Origin of the sequence: uncultured Cytophaga sp. (assembly GCF_937863595.1) — a bacterium.
In the GTDB taxonomy this organism is placed as follows: domain Bacteria; phylum Bacteroidota; class Bacteroidia; order Cytophagales; family Cytophagaceae; genus Cytophaga.
On the sequence record NZ_CALMGQ010000019.1, the window covers coordinates 1 to 18861 of the forward strand.

Annotated in this window: 11 protein-coding genes and 1 tRNA gene; 8 read left to right on the top strand and 4 right to left on the bottom strand. The window is 36.6% G+C overall.

All coding sequences use genetic code 11. The annotated features are described in order from the left end of the window. Positions 1 to 170: 170 nt before the first annotated feature. The 4 genes from Q0543_RS01665 to Q0543_RS01680 all read left to right on the top strand — a co-directional run bounded on the left by Q0543_RS01665 (position 171) and on the right by Q0543_RS01680 (position 5836). Complete coding sequence (locus tag Q0543_RS01665) at positions 171 to 824, top strand: phosphatase PAP2 family protein (RefSeq protein ID WP_299248178.1); 654 nt, start codon at positions 171 to 173, stop codon at positions 822 to 824. Further along, positions 824 to 2551 (top strand): glycosyltransferase family 39 protein, encoded by a 1728-nt coding sequence (locus tag Q0543_RS01670; RefSeq protein WP_299248181.1) that lies wholly within the window; start codon positions 824 to 826, stop codon positions 2549 to 2551. Before Q0543_RS01665 ends, Q0543_RS01670 begins: the two co-directional genes overlap by 1 nt. Before the next feature lie 36 nt (positions 2552 to 2587). Beyond that, positions 2588 to 3805: an NAD(P)-dependent oxidoreductase gene (locus Q0543_RS01675; protein ID WP_299248183.1), complete on the top strand. Its 1218-nt coding sequence runs from the start codon at positions 2588 to 2590 to the stop codon at positions 3803 to 3805. A 120-nt stretch (positions 3806 to 3925) separates the two neighbouring features. Next, on the top strand, positions 3926 to 5836 hold the full coding sequence (locus Q0543_RS01680; RefSeq protein ID WP_299248186.1) for a glycoside hydrolase family 44 protein: 1911 nt from the start codon (positions 3926 to 3928) through the stop codon (positions 5834 to 5836). A gap of 260 nt (positions 5837 to 6096) precedes the next feature. On the opposite strand, the gene Q0543_RS01685 is transcribed toward Q0543_RS01680, so the two are convergent. The 4 genes from Q0543_RS01685 to Q0543_RS01700 are packed head-to-tail and all read right to left on the bottom strand — an operon-like array spanning position 6097 to position 11651. After that, on the bottom strand, positions 6097 to 7299 hold the full coding sequence (locus Q0543_RS01685; protein WP_299248189.1) for a hypothetical protein: 1203 nt from the start codon (positions 7297 to 7299) through the stop codon (positions 6097 to 6099). 1 nt (position 7300) lies between these two features. Further along, positions 7301 to 8194, bottom strand: a complete 894-nt coding sequence (locus Q0543_RS01690) for an outer membrane beta-barrel protein (protein WP_299248191.1) — start codon at positions 8192 to 8194, stop codon at positions 7301 to 7303. Between the two features lie 3 nt (positions 8195 to 8197). Continuing rightward, entirely contained in the window at positions 8198 to 9898 is a 1701-nt protein-coding gene (locus Q0543_RS01695) for a DUF1501 domain-containing protein (protein ID WP_299248193.1), read from the bottom strand. A 10-nt stretch (positions 9899 to 9908) separates the two neighbouring features. Then, positions 9909 to 11651: a DUF1800 family protein gene (locus tag Q0543_RS01700; protein ID WP_299248196.1), complete on the bottom strand. Its 1743-nt coding sequence runs from the start codon at positions 11649 to 11651 to the stop codon at positions 9909 to 9911. 215 nt (positions 11652 to 11866) lie between these two features. Between Q0543_RS01700 and Q0543_RS01705 the strand changes: the two genes are divergently transcribed. The 4 genes from Q0543_RS01705 to Q0543_RS01720 all read left to right on the top strand — a co-directional run bounded on the left by Q0543_RS01705 (position 11867) and on the right by Q0543_RS01720 (position 18638). Then, positions 11867 to 14677 (top strand): 2-oxoglutarate dehydrogenase E1 component, encoded by a 2811-nt coding sequence (locus Q0543_RS01705; protein WP_299248199.1) that lies wholly within the window; start codon positions 11867 to 11869, stop codon positions 14675 to 14677. A gap of 58 nt (positions 14678 to 14735) precedes the next feature. Next, the gene (gene odhB, locus Q0543_RS01710; RefSeq protein WP_299248202.1) at positions 14736 to 16259 is read left to right on the top strand and encodes a 2-oxoglutarate dehydrogenase complex dihydrolipoyllysine-residue succinyltransferase; all 1524 of its coding nucleotides are present in this window, start codon (positions 14736 to 14738) and stop codon (positions 16257 to 16259) included. A 187-nt stretch (positions 16260 to 16446) separates the two neighbouring features. Further along, positions 16447 to 17847 (top strand): dihydrolipoyl dehydrogenase, encoded by a 1401-nt coding sequence (lpdA, locus tag Q0543_RS01715; RefSeq protein WP_299248205.1) that lies wholly within the window; start codon positions 16447 to 16449, stop codon positions 17845 to 17847. Between the two features lie 715 nt (positions 17848 to 18562). Further along, positions 18563 to 18638, top strand: a tRNA-Met gene (locus Q0543_RS01720). Positions 18639 to 18861: the final 223 nt, after the last annotated feature.

An 18861-nucleotide genomic window follows, 5' to 3' on the forward strand; every position in this document is an offset into this window, starting at 1 on the left:
CTGAGAGGCCTAAATGTTGATGTAAATTCTTTTGGGGCAATTAAAACCAATTATGATATCGATAAAATCAACGAATTTCTCAATAAATCCGTTGATGATAAAAAGCTTCGTGATCGCGACGGTTTAAGTGAGCGTTCAGAAGATTAAAATTTCACTTTAAAATATTTTGTGTGAAAGAAATTCTACAACAAACGCGTATATTTTTAATACTGTTTGTATTTTATTTGCTAATACCTGGCTTTGCTTTATTAATAAGCGCTAAGGGTGATTTCGAAGTAGCGTTGAATTCCTTTCACACAAGTTATTTTGATAATTTTTTTTATTGGGTAACCTATTTGGGAGATGGGTTTTTTGCTGCGTTGATACTGATATTTATATTGTTGTTTATAAGCGTTCGAAAAAGTTTAGTAATAACAGGTATCTTATTATCCGTTTCTGCACTCACACAAATATTAAAGCTATTTGTATTCCCTAGTTCTTCTAGACCTATTGTTTTCTTTAAAGATGTAATTCAATTACACTTTGTTGATGGACTTGAAATACACACGTCTAATAGCTTCCCCTCTGGACATACAACGCAAGCGTTTTGCATGTTCTTTTTATTTTCATTTTTTATTAAGAATAAAAACTGGAATTATGTATTCTTTCTTATTGCTGCTCTTGCAGCAATATCAAGAGTGTATTTGTTACAACATTTTTTAAGAGATATATATGTAGGTGCTATCATCGGAACGTTAGGTTCTGTGTTGTTTTTATATCTGAGTAATAAATATGCATTATTATCAAATCCTGCTTTAGATCTACCATTAATTAAGAAGAAATAATGAAGATATTAACCGATTCGTCTTACCGTACAGATAGAATTATTATAATTATCATTTCAGCGCTTTTATTTATTCCATTTATTGGTTCTGTACATTTATTTGATTGGGATGAAATTAACTTTGCCGAAGCATCTCGTGAAATGATTATGACAGGCGATTACACGCATGTGCAAATTAATTACGAAACCTTTTGGGAAAAACCGCCCTTCTTTTTTTGGTTGCAAGTGATTTGCATGAAAATATTTGGTATAAATGAATTTGCTTCCCGACTACCAAATGCCTTAACAGGTATTGCTACCATGCTTACATTATATGCTATGGGTAGAAAATTAGAAAATAGAAAATTTGTATGGATTTGGATGTTGACTTATGCAGGTTCTGTATTGCCACATTTCTATTTCAGAACGGGCATTATTGATCCCGTATTTAATCTATTTATTTTTGTTTCTATTTGGTTTGTATATAGACTTACGCTGTTAACTTCTGAACAAGCAAAAGAGCGTTTAAAGTTTGCTGCCTATGCAGGCTTCTTTGCAGGCATGGCGGTGCTTACAAAAGGCCCTGTTGGCTTATTGATAGTGTTGCTTTCCGTTGGGGTATATATGATTGTTGCGCGCAAATTCTGGGCCTTAAACATTAAGGAATGGGTTTTGTTTTTTGTATTAGTTGGTGCTGTTTCCATTGCTTGGTTTGGATATGAGCTTATTACAAATGGGCCGTTTTTCCTTCAAGAATTTATTGTGTATCAAATACGCTTGTTTAAAACCCAAGATGCCGGCCACGGCGGTCCGTTTTACTACCATGCCTTAGTTATTTTGTTTGGCTGTTTCCCGATGTCGTATTTTGCGTTTCTAGGAATTAGAAATAATACGGATGATGCACAAGCGCGCAAGCAAATGCGTTTGTGGTCCATCATATCCTTTTTAGTTGTATTGGTATTGTTCAGTATTGTTAAAACAAAGATTGTCCATTACTCCTCTTTTTGTTATTTCCCCTTGTCGTATTTAGCCGCAACCGGTGTAGAGCGTTTATTGAATGGAAGTAAACGTATCAATCGCTTTTTGTTTTTTGCGTTGTTAATTACTGGACTTATTATAGGTATCGCATTAACAGGGTTTCCATTATTAGTAAAACATTACGAAGGAAGAATGTTTGAAATAACACCTTTCATAAAAGATCCATTTGCTGCAGCTAATTTTTTGGCTCCCGTAACATGGAGTGGCTGGGAAGCATTGGCTGGCTTGGCATATTTAATTGTTTTTATAAGTGGAATATATTATTTGAAAAAAGAAATTGTAAAAGGAGTTGTACTTATTTTCTTTTCAACCATTCTATTTCATGAAACCGTATTGCCTTTGTTTCTTCCCAAAATTGAAACCTATATTCAGGGCGAAGTAATTGATTTTTATGCGCAGTTTGATAAAGTAGATGCCGAACCTGCATTTGTAGAAGTATTTAATTTTAAAAGCTACGCACATTTATATTATACCAATAAAAAGCCTGTTTCAAATGATACCTTAAAAAGTATTGATTGGATGATGTATGGCAAGCCAGATAGAGATGTGTATTTGGTAACGAAATTAGGTAGAGAAGAAACCTTAGAACAGAATCCGAACTTTAAACGCATTGGTGGTCAGTATGGATATTTGTTTTATAAACGTATCGATCAACCGAAGATAAAAAAGGATGCTCAACTGATAGACTCTTTACAAATAAAACCGTATTAATCTAGTATAGTTTTTAATTGATTAATTAGTAGGGTAATGGATAAAATTAAAATCGGCATCATTCGCGAAGGCAAAGTACCCTCAGACAGAAGGGTTGCATTGTTGCCCCAGCAGTGTGTTGAAGTAATGAACCAGTATCCACACGTAGAAATATTTGTGCAACCCAGTGATGTACGTTGTATTACGAATAAAGAATATGTGGCAGTCGGCATACCATTAAAAGAAGATTTAAGTGCCTGTGATATTTTATTGGGTATAAAAGAAGTACCCATTCATCAGTTGATAGCACATAAAACATATTTATTTTTTTCGCACACAATCAAGATGCAACCCCATAATCAAAAGCTCTTACAGGCGATTGTGGAGAAGAGCATCACGATGATTGATTATGAGGCATTGCGTAATACACATGAGAAACGCATTATTGCCTTTGGTTACTTTGCTGGTATTGTAGGAGCGTACAATACCTTTTTATTGTTGGGAAAGAAATACGAACTATATAAATTAAAGTCTGCGTACAAGTGTTTTGATATTGCCGAGTTGATTTCTGAATTAAAAAAAGTAACAATACCGACTTTAAAAATTGTGTTGACAGGTGCTGGTAGAGTAGGCAATGGAGCAGAATTGATTTTGAAAGAAATGAATATTCAAAAAGTTTCTCCGAACGATTTTTTAACTAAGAAATACGATCATTCTGTTTATACTCAAATCGTTTCTTGTGATTACAATCAAGCAAATGATAAAGACAAAGCTTGGGATACAGAAGATTTTCATGCACATCCAGAACAGTATCATTCAACTTTTATGCCGTACGCACAAGTTGCAGATGTGTTAATTGCTGGTGCATATTGGGATCAGCGCGCACCCAAACTTTTCACGACGGAACAAAGTAGAGGAGAAGATTTTTCTATTCGTTTAATATCAGACATTACCTGCGATATCAACGGTTCTATTCCTTCTACGGTGAAGTCTACAAATATCTATGATCCGGCCTACGATTTCAATCCATTTACAAGCGATATCGAAGCGCCTTTTTCTGATCCGAGAAATATAACCGTGATGGCTATCGATAACTTGCCCTGCGAAATACCTAGAAATGCATCCGAAGATTTTGGAAACCAATTGATCAAAAATGTATTGCCTGATTTATTGAAACAACCCTACGGCGATTTAATTCAGCGTTGTGCGTTAACGTTGAATGGTAAGTTGGGACTAGGTTTTGAGTATTTACGGGGATATTTGGAAGGTAAGTAGAATAATCAATTCCTTATATTTTCAATTCATACATTCGAATTTTAAAAATTGCGAGTTTTGAAATGCATCAAATCATTTAGAGGATAAACATTATAAAGAATTATTTCGTATATTTTAAATATGAAAATATATTCTACCTTCTTGTTCTTTTTTGCAAGTATCGTATCGGTTGTTTCCCAAACAACGATTACCGTAGATGCAACAGCCAATCATCATAAAATTTCTCCATGGATTTATGGAAGAAATAATAATATTTCAGATGATCCGTCCAATCCTGTTTCTTCTGTTCAGTGGCAGTTATACAAAGATGCTGGTTTGAGAATGTTTCGCGAGAGTGGTGGCAACAACTCTACAAAATATAATTGGAGGGCTAAATTATCTAGCCACCCTGATTGGTATAACAATGTATCTTTACATGATTGGGACTATTCCGCAAAAAGTTTATTAACGAATACATCAAACACCCAGGGCCTGTTTTCTTTTCAATTGTTGGGGTATGCTGGCTCAAATAACGCTCATAATTTTAGTGATTATCTCTATACCCAAGCAAATGGGGTTATCAATACTACAAAAAATTGGGCTGGTGGTGCTGGACCAGTTGCATACGGAGGTGATGGTAGCGACCAAGGAAATCCAAGTTTATATTTGAAACCGTGGAATGCAGATTCCACGACAACTATTTTAGATCATTGGTTTAATTCCTTAAAATTGGATGCAGCTCGCCTTATGTATTGGAACATGGATAATGAACCTGAGGTTTGGTCTAGTACACATGATGATGTTGCTACATCCGCTATTACCGCAGAAGAGTACATGCAAAAATATTTTGCGGTTGCAAAAGCTGCACGTGCAAAATTTCCTAACATAAAGCTTGTTGGTCCTGTATCGACAAATGAATGGCAATGGTATACTTGGAACAATTCAAAGATTGTAGATCCAACCGATGGTAAGTCATATCCATGGATGCAGTATTTTATTAAACGTATTTCGGAAGAAGAAGCAGCGACTGGTATTCGACTACTTGATGTGCTAGATGTACATTTTTATCCAGGTACTGAAAATGATGCAACAACAACATTACAACTTCACAGAGTTTGGTTTGATACTCAATATGACTTTCCCAAAGCAAATGGAGTAAAGGTTACAGGCGCTTCAGGGTGGGATAATTCAATTAATAAAGAATACTTTTTTGAACGCTGCAATCAGTGGCTTACGCAGTATAAAGGAGCAAACCACAATGTAACTTTTGGCTTGTCTGAATATGGAACAATTGCAAATCATGGATCTGAAAATGCAAATGTTATTGCGTGTTGGTATGCATCTCATTTGGGGGTTTTTTCAGAAAACAACGTGGAGCTCTTTACGCCTTGGGATTGGTATAAGGGACAATGGGAAGTAATGCATTTGTTTAGTAAATACTATGGAAGTGTTTCCACGAAATCAACTTCAAGTAATAACAATACTGTTTCAGGGTATTCTTCTTTAACAGCCGATGGTGATTCATTAATTGTTGTTGTAGTAAATAGAGATCAAACAAATTCACAACCTGTGCTATTGAATCTTCAAAATTTTGTTCCTTCTGCTACTACTGTTAATGGATATCGTTTATCTGGATTACCCTCTACAGAAACATTTATTTCTAAATCGAATAATGCATTGCAGAATAACGCGTTTACAGTAAGCAATAATTCGGTATCCTTTACAGCTCCTGCATTATCTGTAACGATGATTATGGTTCCTACAAACCAACCAATATACATTGATAACGGAACGGCTACTTCTGTAATTCCTAATGTAAGTCAAGCTAGTATTGTTCTCTATCCAAACCCAACTAAAAACGTTATTCAGATAAAAATGGATAATACAAATGCGTATCAAGTAAGCGTTCAGAATATGCTGGGTCAAACCTTACAAGTCAATATTTTTAACGGCTCAGGTCAAGTGGATCTTTCTGAATATCCTTCTGGGCAATATATCTTACAAATCATTCACGATGATGTTGTCACAATCAAGAAGTGTATTAAGGAATAAGGTTTTTTTGGATATGAATTTAGTTAAACGTGCGTAACCACGGAGAGTAGTGCTATTGGAATATGCCATGGTTCGGCACGTTTACGCCTAGGTAGTCGTATAGAAATGGATTATTGCTTGCGTAAACTGCCAACCATTAGCGCTGTGGTGGAAGTGGTTGGCAGTTTAAGTGGTATTTTTTGTTTGTCTAGTTGAGATTTGCTGCAATAAACTTGGGCAACGATGTGTAGTGTTACTTACTACAATTTCCATTCAACCCATCACCAACCCAACTCATCTTTTCCAATTTTAAAAATAGCTATACGTGAAAACCTTCCAGCTACTTGTGTCGTTGCCAGCACTGCAATACCACCATCCATTGTTTGTATGATGTTTGCCATTGCGAATGGATTCGTTGCACCTACATTCGTTGTTCCAATTAATTGTTTCGTGCTTGCATCATAAGCCATTAAAAGAACCTGCGAACTTTTAGTTGTACTTGCATACACATACATCGCACGACCATTAATCGTCATCGCTTTCAATGCCATCGGTGCATCATATACTAATTCAGGAATAAGAAAGCCATTTAAATCGCTGTTTGCAGAAAACATATTTGAACTGGTTGGTATTGTTGCAGTAGGCAAAATGTAATTACTGCCATAGGCGTAACGTGATGTTGCAATTTGATTAGAGCCTGTAGCTAGCACACTGCTGATGCAACGTTCATCCCGATAGCCTTGAACTGCTGCTGGCTTATCGTCTTTGTCCCAATTGAAGTCAAAAATACACATGGATAAGGTGTAATTGTAAAACCCGTTAAAGTAAAATACATTACTTGAAAGTTTGCCATTTAGAAAGGGGTACTTTTTACCATTACCTGTCAGGTGGTCGATGACGGGTTGCTCTACATTAAAGTCTCCTGAACCAATACTAAAAGAGCGTGTAGCAGAAATTACACCCGTTTTTGTAACCGAAGATATAACTGTTTTTAAATCATCTTTGTTATAATGTTGAATCAATACCTGTCCATTGGTTTCATTTAATTCCGCAGACAAGGGATATTGAATATCATTCATAAAGGCACTTTCTGTAGCTTCGCCAGATGCAGAAACAGACATAATATATGTTCCTAAATTTTGTCTGTCCATACACACGAAATAATATTCCGTTCCACTTCTCAATAAGTTGGATGCAGCACTTACGTATGTATCTGAAAGCAATTGTGTGTGTTGCACATTTCCATCTTTATCAATTTTCATAATATAAATCCCAGGAAAGGCACTCGTTTCAATTTTAGCCGCACTTAAAATAAGAAATCCCTCATCTGATGTTTGTTCAATATCCAAAGGAGTATACTGATTGGAATAACTATTTTCATTATATATTTTTAAGAATCCGGATGGCTGCGCATCTTTATTCTTTTTCATATCACAGCCAAGGATTGCTACTACGAGTACTATATATAAAAGAATATGCTTCATATTAATCAACTGCTTTATGAGAAGGAGATACCAAAAATTTCATTGGAAATAAACATCCAAAGGAAAAGGTAATGTTATTTAATTTTATATCATCTGTTACATCACCAACGCCAGATAAGGCATTGGATGTATATCTATTTTTTACATTTGAAATATTATTTAAACCCATGCGATATGTTGCATCGACAATCAATCGTACATTTCCTACTTTATAACTTGTACCTAAGCCAAATGCAGCACCGATTGAAGATTTAATGTATAAATTTTTAGCACCGATAATGGAGGAAGGTTCTGTAAAATTTCGGCTCGTTCCAGATGCATTGTCTACTCCTTCAATTGTTAACTCTTTGGTTGCATTATTAAGTATACCATAGTAAAAACCAACTTGTACAAAAGGTTTAAATGCTCCAGAAACAATATCGTATCGAATGAATAAAGGCAATTCAATATAATCTAAACTTGTTTTTTGATTATAGCTCAGTTGTAAGTAATTTTGACTATTGCTTGCATCCGCCCATTCGTAGGTGTTTGAATAGCTAAAGGTTTGTCTTCTATAATTGGGTTGAAAGCTTGCTGTAAATTTAGTATACGAAAATGAAAATTCGAGTCCGAATGCTGCTGACGGTTTTGAAAAGCTTTTATAACTTTTTAAATACTCCTCGCTTGAATTGGTTGGGGATACAAAAGAGGAGTAGGGATTGACTACATGTACCTCGGTAAGATTTATGCCACCACGTATACCAATATAAAATTGAGTTTTTTCAAAACTTTGAGTAGATGAACGACCTGTATAACTCGATTTTTTTCTATCGACTTGTGCCTGCGTTTGCAATGCGTTCAAGGATAAAAATAAAAATGCGTATATAAAGAATATATGGCGTACTGTTTTAAGCATAATTTATTTTTGAATGACCAATTTTTTTGCGTCTTTAAAATAGGAGGTTTCAATTTGGTAGATATACGTTCCCGATTTTATTTCTCGCACATCTAATGTTACTGTATTTTCTCCCATTGGAAATTCTTCTGACATAAATTTTTTCACTTGCTTTCCGGCAGAATCATGCAGTGTAATGGTTACAACGCAACTGGTATTTATGTGAAAAGTTAAATCCGTATAATTTACCGCAGGGTTTGGGTAGCAATTATTCATGTAAAAACGATCGCGCACAAATCCATTTACACTCGTTACTAAATTATTATTGATGATGGGCAATGTTGTTCCTCTACCTGGGTAATCTCCCCAAAGGATGCCAAACTCCGTATCTACACGACTTGCATCTACACACATCCAATCTTTCAATATACTTGCATATACTTGTCTGTAATCAAATTGCATAGCAACATTATCCTGCGTTAAATCTGGATTGGTACCTGATAAGCCCGGTACTACACCTTTGCCGAATAACATCATTGGAGCACCAATCCCGTGGTCGGTACCATAACTTCCGTTTGAATAAATTCTTCTTCCAAATTCAGAAGTTGTCATTGTTAATACGCGGTCATCGATACTACGTGCTTTTAAATCATCCTGAAAGGCACGCATAGATGCGGATATGTGATACATCAATGCTGCATGGTTTCCCATGGTTGCATTTGCATTTTCTACTTGTTGTGCATGGGTATCAAAGCCACCCATGCGTATTAAATATATTTTTGTTTGCGAACCCCCTTGAATTAAGTTTGCAATAATTTTAAGTTTTGCAGAAAGCGGATTTTTAACGCGTGCTTTTGGAGCATTCAAAGGATAGGAAACAGGATACGAAATATTGGGATCCGTTGATTTCCCTTTATTATATACTTGTAAAATACGGTTGTGGTATTCATCCGATTTCTCTTCCAAGTTCAATATCCAATTCATTTCTTTACCATACGGAGAATTTGCTAAACCAATTGGTGGAATACCTCTTGCGTCTATACCAGGTTTGTCGTCGTAGCCTGGCAAGGTATCTACTAAATTGAAGAAGGATTCTGGATCGTCAATCGCTATCGATGTTGGGATGTTATCGTCTTGATGAAACACGAGAGATAAGTCATCATTAAATTCCAATGCCAGTGGATCTGGCATATTTGCATTTGGGAAATTTGTTGGATATACATCTGGTGCATATTTGTCTTTTAAATATCGACCGGCCCAACCCGAATTTAAATAATCCGATGAGCCACCACCCATAAATAAAATATCACGTCCTCTAAAATGTGATTGGTTGTGATTTGCATACGATACACCTTGAATCATGCGTACCATGCCTTGGTCATACATACTCTTTACACCAACCATATCTGGGTGTAAGCCTATCTGATCTGAAGACGCCAAGGTGTTATCTAATTTTATAAATGCTCTGGATCCTTTATCCGGAATGGCAATGTTTGCACGCACATTATAATATCGATCGTAATCAGAAACAGGCAATAACATATTTATACCATCATTGCCACCGTGTAATTGTAAAATAATCAATACTCGATCATTTGGGCAACTTGCTGCCAAACGTTGCAAGGGTGATAAGGCATCCGCAATGGCATTAAAATAAACACCGTTAATTGCAAAGGGGATGGCTGCGAGTGCAGGAAGTTTGGTTAAAAAATCTCTTCTTTTCATACGAAAATGATTAATGAAGTTGAAACTCTGGTGATTGTAACAAGGCATTTACCAAATCTTGCAACATACCTCGTGCATCTGTTTTACTAGCAGGGATCGTTTCTCCATTGCTCCAACTAAATTGCCAAAAGGCAAGCGGACCTTGAGGCAACGCTTCGCCTAATTTAAAGAATTGGACTTTGAAATAATTTAAGCGCTCCGTTGTTATTTCCGTTGTTTCTATTGACATCGGAAATAAATAAGTAATAAGTTCACGAATGAATACATCTGGATCGCTAGCACTTCCTCCAAATCGTACTTTTATAAATGTATACAAATCAATATTTAGAGCACCTTCCATGGTATTGTCGGTAGTCATACTTAAATAGATAAAATTATACCTTCTGTTTAACGTGTTTGGTGAAATCCAAGCGCGATTAAACATGGGGTATTGATAGTATGCATCATAACCAGCAACATCTGTAGGGTTCATGAAATTCATGCCCATAATTCTCAATTGCTCAAAGAGGTTATCTGTTGTCTTATAAAAATCTTCTAATTGCGAAGAATATATTGGAAACGGATATTCAAAAAAAGAAATCGTTTCAGTTACCAATTCTAAGGGTGATTTTATGATTGCACCAAACATATCGTTGTTTACATCCACATCCATTAAGTCATAAAAATGTTGACTTCCAAGCAATTCTTTTATAACAGGTTCTATTTTATATCCCCCAGAAATAAATGTGTTGGATAAGTCTGTAATGATATTGGTATCAATGGTTGCATCGATTTCGTGGTAGGTAAAAAAACGATAGAGTTTACGACAAATATTTTTTGGACATTCAGGTTGCGAATAAATAAGATCTATTAGTTGACTAATTTCATCTATCATACTTGCCTCTGTTGGCAAACCTCCTATTAACAATGCAGGGTTGGGTGTAATGATTGCACTATTAAATCGCGCACTAAATTGTTTAACTGTGTTGTCGTGTTGATTGGAAACGTTTGATGCATTAGTTTTAGCTTTGCCTCTAGGTAGGCTTGTATCCGTATCAAGCGTAGTGAAGGTTGTGTCTGTATCCCAACCCGACATAATCAGGGCCGCGGCTTTCACATCTTGTTCCGTGTAATAAATGTAATCACCTTGTGTAGTTGATGGAGGAATGCTTCCTTGTAAGCCTTTGCCTAATGTATATAATTCTATTAATTCTCTGCCGAAGTTTTCGTTTGGATCACCCTTAACATTTAATTTACCATCCAATAAAGTTAGCATCGCATTATCAATGCATATTTTTTTAGTTAGATCTTTTAAATTTATAGGTGCTGGCTTTGTTTCATCAAATGCATATGTTCTAAATAATACGTTTTGGAAATAAAGTGCTCTGCTACTTCCAACGACTTCTTGTATGGTTGTTAGATGGGTATGTAGAAAAAATACTATTTTTTCGCGTACCATCTGCGCTAATTTATCCGTTGGGGAAACGTGTTGCGCCAACATGTTATTTAACCACCAACCTTTAAAATAGGATTGTAAGACAGAATCATCGCTGTTGGCGTCTGTAGGTGGAATATTTACCCAAGTTGCATTCGTTTTTAGATCAATGGGAGGTGTTGGAATACTTGTGTCTTGAAACAATAAATGAAGTGCAGCTGCTGGAGTCAAACTAGAAAAAGCATCCATATCTGCCTTATTGGGTCCAAATGTTATTCTTTTCAATAAATGCGCCGCACGTTTTCTTCCAAGATTCCCTGAAAATTGTATTAAAGCCATACATAAAAATTTAAGTTGCCAAATTTCTTTAACGGATTTGTTCAAAAATAGATTCGAAAAATCATAATTTGTTCATTTGTAAATCTAGTAATTAAAGATAGTAATTTATGTATAACATATTGATAATTAAATTATATTTGGATATTCGAATATAAGGTTATCAACATTTTGCCGTTTTGTTATCTTTGTACAGTAAATTCTTATTAAACCCCATTATGGATAATTATTCATACGTATCGAATGCAGAAATCTCTTATGTAGATGAGATGTACCAATCCTATTTAAAAGACAAAAACTCCGTTGATATAACGTGGCAAAAGTTTTTTGAAGGGTATAATTTTTCTTTACAAAAGTATGGAGAAAAAGGACCAGCAAATGGCGGGAGTACTACAGCACCTACTGGTAACGGAGTCGCAGCTGTAGCTTCGAGTCCTGCAACGAGCGTATCTGAAAAGGAATCTCGTGTACATTATTTAATACATGCCTATAGAAGTAGAGGTCACTTAAGAGCACAGACCAATCCTGTACGTGAGCGTAAAGATCGTAAGCCATTATTAGAGCTTGTGGATTTTGGTTTGTCGGATGCTGATTTAGATATTGTTTTTGAAGCAGGTATTGAATTGGGTATTGGAGCATCTACACTTCGTAAAATTGTAGAAACATTAAAGTTCATATATGAAGGAACAATTGGTTTTGAATATATGTACATCCGTAACCCTGAGAAATTAGCGTGGTTGCGTAATAAAATTGAAAAAGAATCACTTGCACATGCATTGACATTAGACGAAAAGAAACGCATTCTTTCAAAATTGAACGAAGCAGTTGTTTTCGAAAATTTCTTGCATACAAAATATGTAGGACAAAAACGTTTCTCCCTTGAAGGAGGTGAAACAACGATTGCTGCCTTAGATAAAATGATCAATGTAAGCGCCGAATTAGGTGTTGAAGAGGTTGTAATTGGTATGGCGCACCGTGGTCGTTTGAATGTATTGGCAAACATCATGGGCAAAACCTACGAACAAATTTTTAATGAGTTTGAAGGAACGGTTAAGCCTGATATGACAATGGGTGACGGTGATGTGAAATATCACATGGGTTATTCAAGCGAAGTATTAACACCTGAAGGACAAAAAATAAATTTAAAATTAATGCCAAACCCTTCTCACTTAGAAGCGGTAGATCCTGTTGTGTTGGGATTTGTTCGTGCAAAAGGAGATCGTTTATATGGCTATGATTATAAAAAAGTATTGCCTGTATTGATACATGGTGATGCAGCACTTGCAGCGCAAGGGATCGTATATGAAACGGTTCAAATGAGTAAGTTGAACGGTTACCAAACAGGTGGTACCATTCACTTTGTGATTAACAACCAAGTGGGTTTCACAACAGATTTTGAAGATGCGCGTTCTTCTATCTATTGTACCGATATTGCAAAAATCATTGATGCGCCCGTAATGCACGTAAATGGAGACGATCCAGAAGCCGTGAATTTCTGTATGCGTATTGCTACAGAATACAGACAAAAATTCAACGAAGATATTTTCGTGGATATGGTGTGTTACCGTCGTCACGGACACAACGAAAGTGATGAACCAAAATTCACACAACCGAAATTATACAATGTCATTTCTCGTCACCCCAACCCACGCGAAGTATACAATCAGAAATTGATTGAACGTGGAGATGTGGATGCAGAAATTGCAAAAAACATGGATCGTGAATTCAGAGACATGTTGCAAGATCGATTGAATCTTGTGAAGCAAAAGCCACTTCCATATTCTTTACAAAAAATGGAAAAGGAATGGGTTGAACTTCGCAAGTCAACGAAAGAAGATTTTGATCAATCTCCAGACACTTCTATTACACAAGATGTAATTGATAAAGTTGGCAAAGCAATTACAGATATTCCAGATGGTTTCAAACCATTGAAACAAATTGAAAAATTATTAAAAGATCGTAAAGAGCAATTTCAAGACACTAAAATTGTTAACTGGGCTACTGCTGAATTATTAGCATATGGCTCTTTATTATTAGAAAAGAAAATTGTTCGTTTCAGTGGGCAAGATGTACAACGTGGCACCTTCTCTCACAGACATGCGGTGTTGAAAGATGCCGAAACAAACGAACCATACTACAGCTTAAATCATATTTCTGATAATCAAAAACGTTTCCGTATTTATAACTCTTTGTTATCTGAATATGGTGTACTTGGTTTTGAATATGGTTATGCAATGGCAAACCCAAGTGCTTTGGTTATTTGGGAAGCACAATTTGGTGATTTCGCCAATGGTGCACAAGTGATGATTGATCAATTTGTTACTGCAGGTGAAACAAAATGGCAGCGTCAAAATGGCTTGGTAATGTTATTGCCACACGGTCACGAAGGTCAAGGTCCAGAGCACTCTTCCGCTCGTTTGGAACGTTTCTTAGGCTTGTGTGCAAACAACAACATCATTGTTACAAACATTACGACACCTGCAAACATGTTCCATGCATTGCGCAGACAATTGAAGTGGGAATTCCGTAAGCCATTAATCAACATGGCTCCGAAATCATTATTGAGACATCCATTGGTTGTTTCTGATTTGAAAGAATTTACACACGGTCGTTTCCAAGAAGTAATCGACGATGTAAACGTGGATGCTAAAAAAGTGAAACGTGTATTGTTCTGTACAGGTAAAGTCTACTACGATTTATTTGAAGAACAAAAATCTACGAAGCGCACAGATGTTGCAATTGTGCGTCTGGAGCAATTGTATCCATATCCTGAAAAACAAATGGAAGCGATTTTTGCGAAGTATAAAAACGCAGAATTTGTTTGGGTACAAGAAGAGCCATACAACATGGGTGCGTGGGGTTATATGTTGCGTCGATTCTATTTAATGAACAATTCTCAGGTTGAAGTAATTGCGCGTGATGAGGCTTCTTCTCCTGCTGTTGGTTATTTAAAAGCACACAACGAAAAACAAGCAGAACTTGTGAAGCGTTCGTTTGCTGATAAGATTGAAAAAATGAATATGCGATAAACAATGTGTTTATCTTAAAATAACAATACGAATTTTATTCTTATAGAACATTAGAATTATGGCATTTGAAGTAAAAGTACCTACAGTAGGTGAATCCATCACAGAAGTAACCATTGGAAAATGGACAAAGAAGGATGGAGAGTTTGTTAATGCAAATGATTTGATTTGCGAAATTGAATCAGACAAAGCAACATTTGAATTGAATGCAGAAGTTTCTGGTGTATTAAAAATAAATGCACAAGAAGGCGATACGGTAGCGATTGGAACAATAATTTGTTCCATCCAAGAAGGTGCAGGATCCGCAGCGAAGCCAGTAGCAGATGCAGCTCCCAAAGCAACTCCTGCTCCAGCAGCAGCTCCTTCAGCACCGGCTGCTAATGCAACTCCTATTGAAGTAAAAATTCCAACAGTAGGAGAATCTATTGCAGAAGTAACCATTGGTGCATGGGCAGTTAAGTCGGGTGATGCAATCAATGCAGAAGACTTGCTATGCGAAATTGAATCAGACAAAGCAACATTTGAATTGCGTGCAGAATCTGCAGGTGTAATTGAAGTGTTGGCACGTACAGGCGACACGGTAGCTATTGGCACTGTAGTTTGTAAAATCATTCCTTCAGCGGGCGGTGCAAAAGCAGCAAGTACAACATCGGCTCCAACAGCAGCAGCAGCTTCAACAGGTGGTGGTAATTATGCAGCAGGCCATGCGTCTCCAGCAGCAGGTAAAATATTAAATGAAAAAGGCGTTGATGCTTCTGCAGTAGCAGGTACTGGCAAAGATGGTCGTATTACAAAAGAAGACGCAATGAATGCATCTGCAGCTCCAGCAGCAAAACCAGCAGCAGCTTCTGCTCCAGCAACACCAGCTAAAGCAGCCGTTGCAGGTAGAGAAGATACACGTGTTAAAATGACAAGTCTTCGCAAAACCATTGCACGCCGTTTGGTAGCAGTGAAAAGCGAAACAGCGATGTTGACTACTTTCAATGAAGTAGACATGAAGCCTGTTATGGACATGCGTTCTAAATACAAAGATACCTTCAAAGAAAAATATGGTGTGGGTTTAGGATTTATGTCGTTCTTCACCAAAGCAGTGTGTATTGCATTACAAGATTTTCCTTCTGTAAATGCATACATCGATGGGGATGAAATTATCAACCACAATTATTGTGACGTATCGGTTGCGGTATCTACTCCAAAAGGTTTGGTAGTTCCCGTTATCCGTAATGCAGAGACAATGAGCTTCAACGAAATCGAAGCAGAAATTGTACGTTTAGCAGTTCGTGCACGTGATGGTAAATTAAGCATGGACGAAATGACAGGTGGTACATTCACCATCACAAACGGTGGTATCTTCGGTTCTATGTTGTCTACACCAATCATCAACTCGCCACAATCTGCAATCTTAGGCATGCACAACATTGTTGAGCGCCCAATTGCAATGAACGGACAAGTTGTAATTCGTCCGATTATGTACTTAGCACTTTCTTACGATCACCGTATTATCGACGGTCGTGAGTCTGTAGGTTTCTTAGTACGTGTGAAACAATTGTTGGAAGATCCGAGTAGATTGTTGCTTGGTGTATAGTACAAAGTATAGAGTACGGAGTACAGAGTATAGAGTACTAAGTACAAAAACATTTCTCTAATCACCAAAGCAAATGATAAAGTATTAATTTCTTTTTCTACTTGACTTAGTACTTTATAAAACATAAAATAATTAATTTTAATACGTACTCTGTACTCAGTACTTAGTACTCAATACTAAAAACATTATGTACGACGTAGTAATTATCGGTTCTGGTCCTGGTGGATATGTAGCAGCGATTCGTTGCGCACAACTTGGTATGAAGACTGCATTGATTGAAAAATACAGTACCTTAGGTGGTACCTGCTTAAACGTTGGTTGTATTCCTTCAAAAGCATTGTTGGATTCATCCGAGCATTATTACAATGCAACGCACACGTTCAAAGAGCATGGCATTGATGTAAAAGATGTAAAAGTGAATATCAAACAAATGATTGATCGCAAAGCAGGTGTTGTAAAACAGACCTGTGAAGGGATTAATTATTTGATGAAGAAAAATAAAATCGATGTGCATACAGGCATCGGTTCATTTATCGATAAAAATACCATCAAAGTAACAGCAGCTGATGGAAGCGTGAAAGAATTGAAAGCAGCGAAAACTATTATCGCTACAGGTTCTAAGCCTACATCGTTGCCAAATGTTGCCATCGATAAAAAACGCATCATCACTTCTACGGAAGCATTGGAATTAACTGAAGTACCTAAACACTTAATCGTAATTGGCGGTGGTGTTATCGGTATGGAGCTTGGTTCAGTATATGCACGTTTAGGTGCTAAAGTTTCTGTTGTAGAATTCATGGATACATTGATCCCAACAATGGACAGAGCGTTGGGTAAAGAATTGATCAAAGTTTCTAAAAACCATTTAGGTTTCGATTTCTATTTCAGTCATAAAGTAACAGGCGCAACTGCTAAAGGAAAAGAAGTAACGGTTACAGCTGAAGACAAAGACGGGAAAGTATTGGAGTTGAAAGGGGACTACGTGTTGGTAGCAACAGGTCGTCGTCCGTATACTGAAGGCTTAGGTTTGGAAGCAGCAGGCGTAAAATTAGACGAACGCGGCAGAGTCGCAGTTGACGGTCATTTACAAACAAATGTACCAGGCATTTATGCAATTGGTGATGTTGTAGTAGGTGCTATGCTTGCACACAAGGCAGAAGAAGAAGGTACATTTGTAGCAGAAACAATGGCTGGACAAAAACCTCACATCAACTACAATTTGATACCAGGTGTTGTGTACACATGGCCAGAAGTTGCAGCGGTTGGATATACTGAAGAGCAATTGAAAAAAGAGGGCAAAGCATACAAAGTTGGAAACTTTCCATTCAAAGCATCGGGTAGAGCGCGAGCAAGTATGGACTTAGATGGTTTTGTAAAAGTATTGGCAGATAAAACAACCGACGAAATTTTAGGCGTACACATGATCGGGCCACGCGTGGCAGATATGATTGCGGAAGCAGTCGTAGCAATGGAATTCAGAGCATCTGCAGAAGATGTAAGCAGAATGTCTCATGCACACCCTACCTTCACAGAATCGTTTAAAGAAGCATGTTTAGCGGCTACAGATAATAGAGCGCTGCATATTTAATAGTTTAATAATACATATTGTAAAAGCCGGTTCAGCAATGGATCGGTTTTTTTATTTACCAGAATACGATGTTTACTATGGAAAACCAGAATGTTTTAGTGACTGATTTAGAATCAAATTTTACGGATAAAATGAAAAGCTACTTGCTAGAAATGGCAAAATGGGCAAAGTTCATCTCTATCGTTTGTTTCGCTGCACTTTTCGTTTTTCTAATATTTTCTTTGAATTATTTATTACCCGTCTTAAAGGGCCTTTTTACGCATACTCATAATCCAATTCAAGGAATATTATATCTTATGATTACGTTATTACTTGCTTTGGCAAATTGGAAATTGTTGCAATTTTCGAATGGCATAATAAAAAACATTCCTCTGATGAATAAAGTAGGAATAGAAATTGGTTTATCGAGATTGAAATTTGTTTTTAAATTTTATGGGATAGTGCTTATTGTATGCTTAGTGGTTTTTTTATTATTTGTAACAAAGACATTTACACTCTATTTAGAGAGCACGGAAATGCAATAAGTAATGATTCGTAAATAAAATTGATGTTTTAAATGCTGGTTATTAGCTTAAAAGGACAAAATTAAAGTGTTTTATAAAGTAAAACCAATTATATATTTTGAATTAGGAATTTTTTACCTATCTTTGCAGACCAATCAATCAGAAAGAAGTTCTGATACTTATTAGAAAGACAAAATATACCAAAAATATACCGCGGGATGGAGCAGTTGGTAGCTCGTCGGGCTCATAACCCGAAGGTCACAGGTTCGAGTCCTGTTCCCGCTACCATTGAAAAAGAAACCCTTAGTTTGAAAAAGCTAAGGGTTTTTTGTTTGACTAAATTATTAAAAGTGGTAACCACGGCATGTGTGTTGTATCCTTATGTGCCATGGTTCGGCACGTTTGCGCCCATGAATATGTATTCGTGCATTGGTTCTTTTTGCGTAAACTGCCAACCATCTCTTATATTTTCCTGAAGGAGAAGCTTTAGGTGGTTGGCAGTTTAAGTGGG

Bases quoted from the DNA above. Each gene is read 5' to 3' on its own strand.
- Q0543_RS01670 (WP_299248181.1), top strand. From the start codon at position 824: ATGAAGATATTAACCGATTCGTCTTACCGTACAGATAGAATTATTATA.
- lpdA (WP_299248205.1), top strand. From the start codon at position 16,447: ATGTACGACGTAGTAATTATCGGTTCTGGTCCTGGTGGATATGTAGCA.
- Q0543_RS01690 (WP_299248191.1), bottom strand. From the start codon at position 8,194: ATGCTTAAAACAGTACGCCATATATTCTTTATATACGCATTTTTATTT.
- Q0543_RS01695 (WP_299248193.1), bottom strand. From the start codon at position 9,898: ATGAAAAGAAGAGATTTTTTAACCAAACTTCCTGCACTCGCAGCCATC.
- Q0543_RS01700 (WP_299248196.1), bottom strand. From the start codon at position 11,651: ATGGCTTTAATACAATTTTCAGGGAATCTTGGAAGAAAACGTGCGGCG.
- Q0543_RS01705 (WP_299248199.1), top strand. From the start codon at position 11,867: ATGGATAATTATTCATACGTATCGAATGCAGAAATCTCTTATGTAGAT.
- odhB (WP_299248202.1), top strand. From the start codon at position 14,736: ATGGCATTTGAAGTAAAAGTACCTACAGTAGGTGAATCCATCACAGAA.
- Q0543_RS01685 (WP_299248189.1), bottom strand. From the start codon at position 7,299: ATGAAGCATATTCTTTTATATATAGTACTCGTAGTAGCAATCCTTGGC.
- Q0543_RS01680 (WP_299248186.1), top strand. From the start codon at position 3,926: ATGAAAATATATTCTACCTTCTTGTTCTTTTTTGCAAGTATCGTATCG.
- Q0543_RS01675 (WP_299248183.1), top strand. From the start codon at position 2,588: ATGGATAAAATTAAAATCGGCATCATTCGCGAAGGCAAAGTACCCTCA.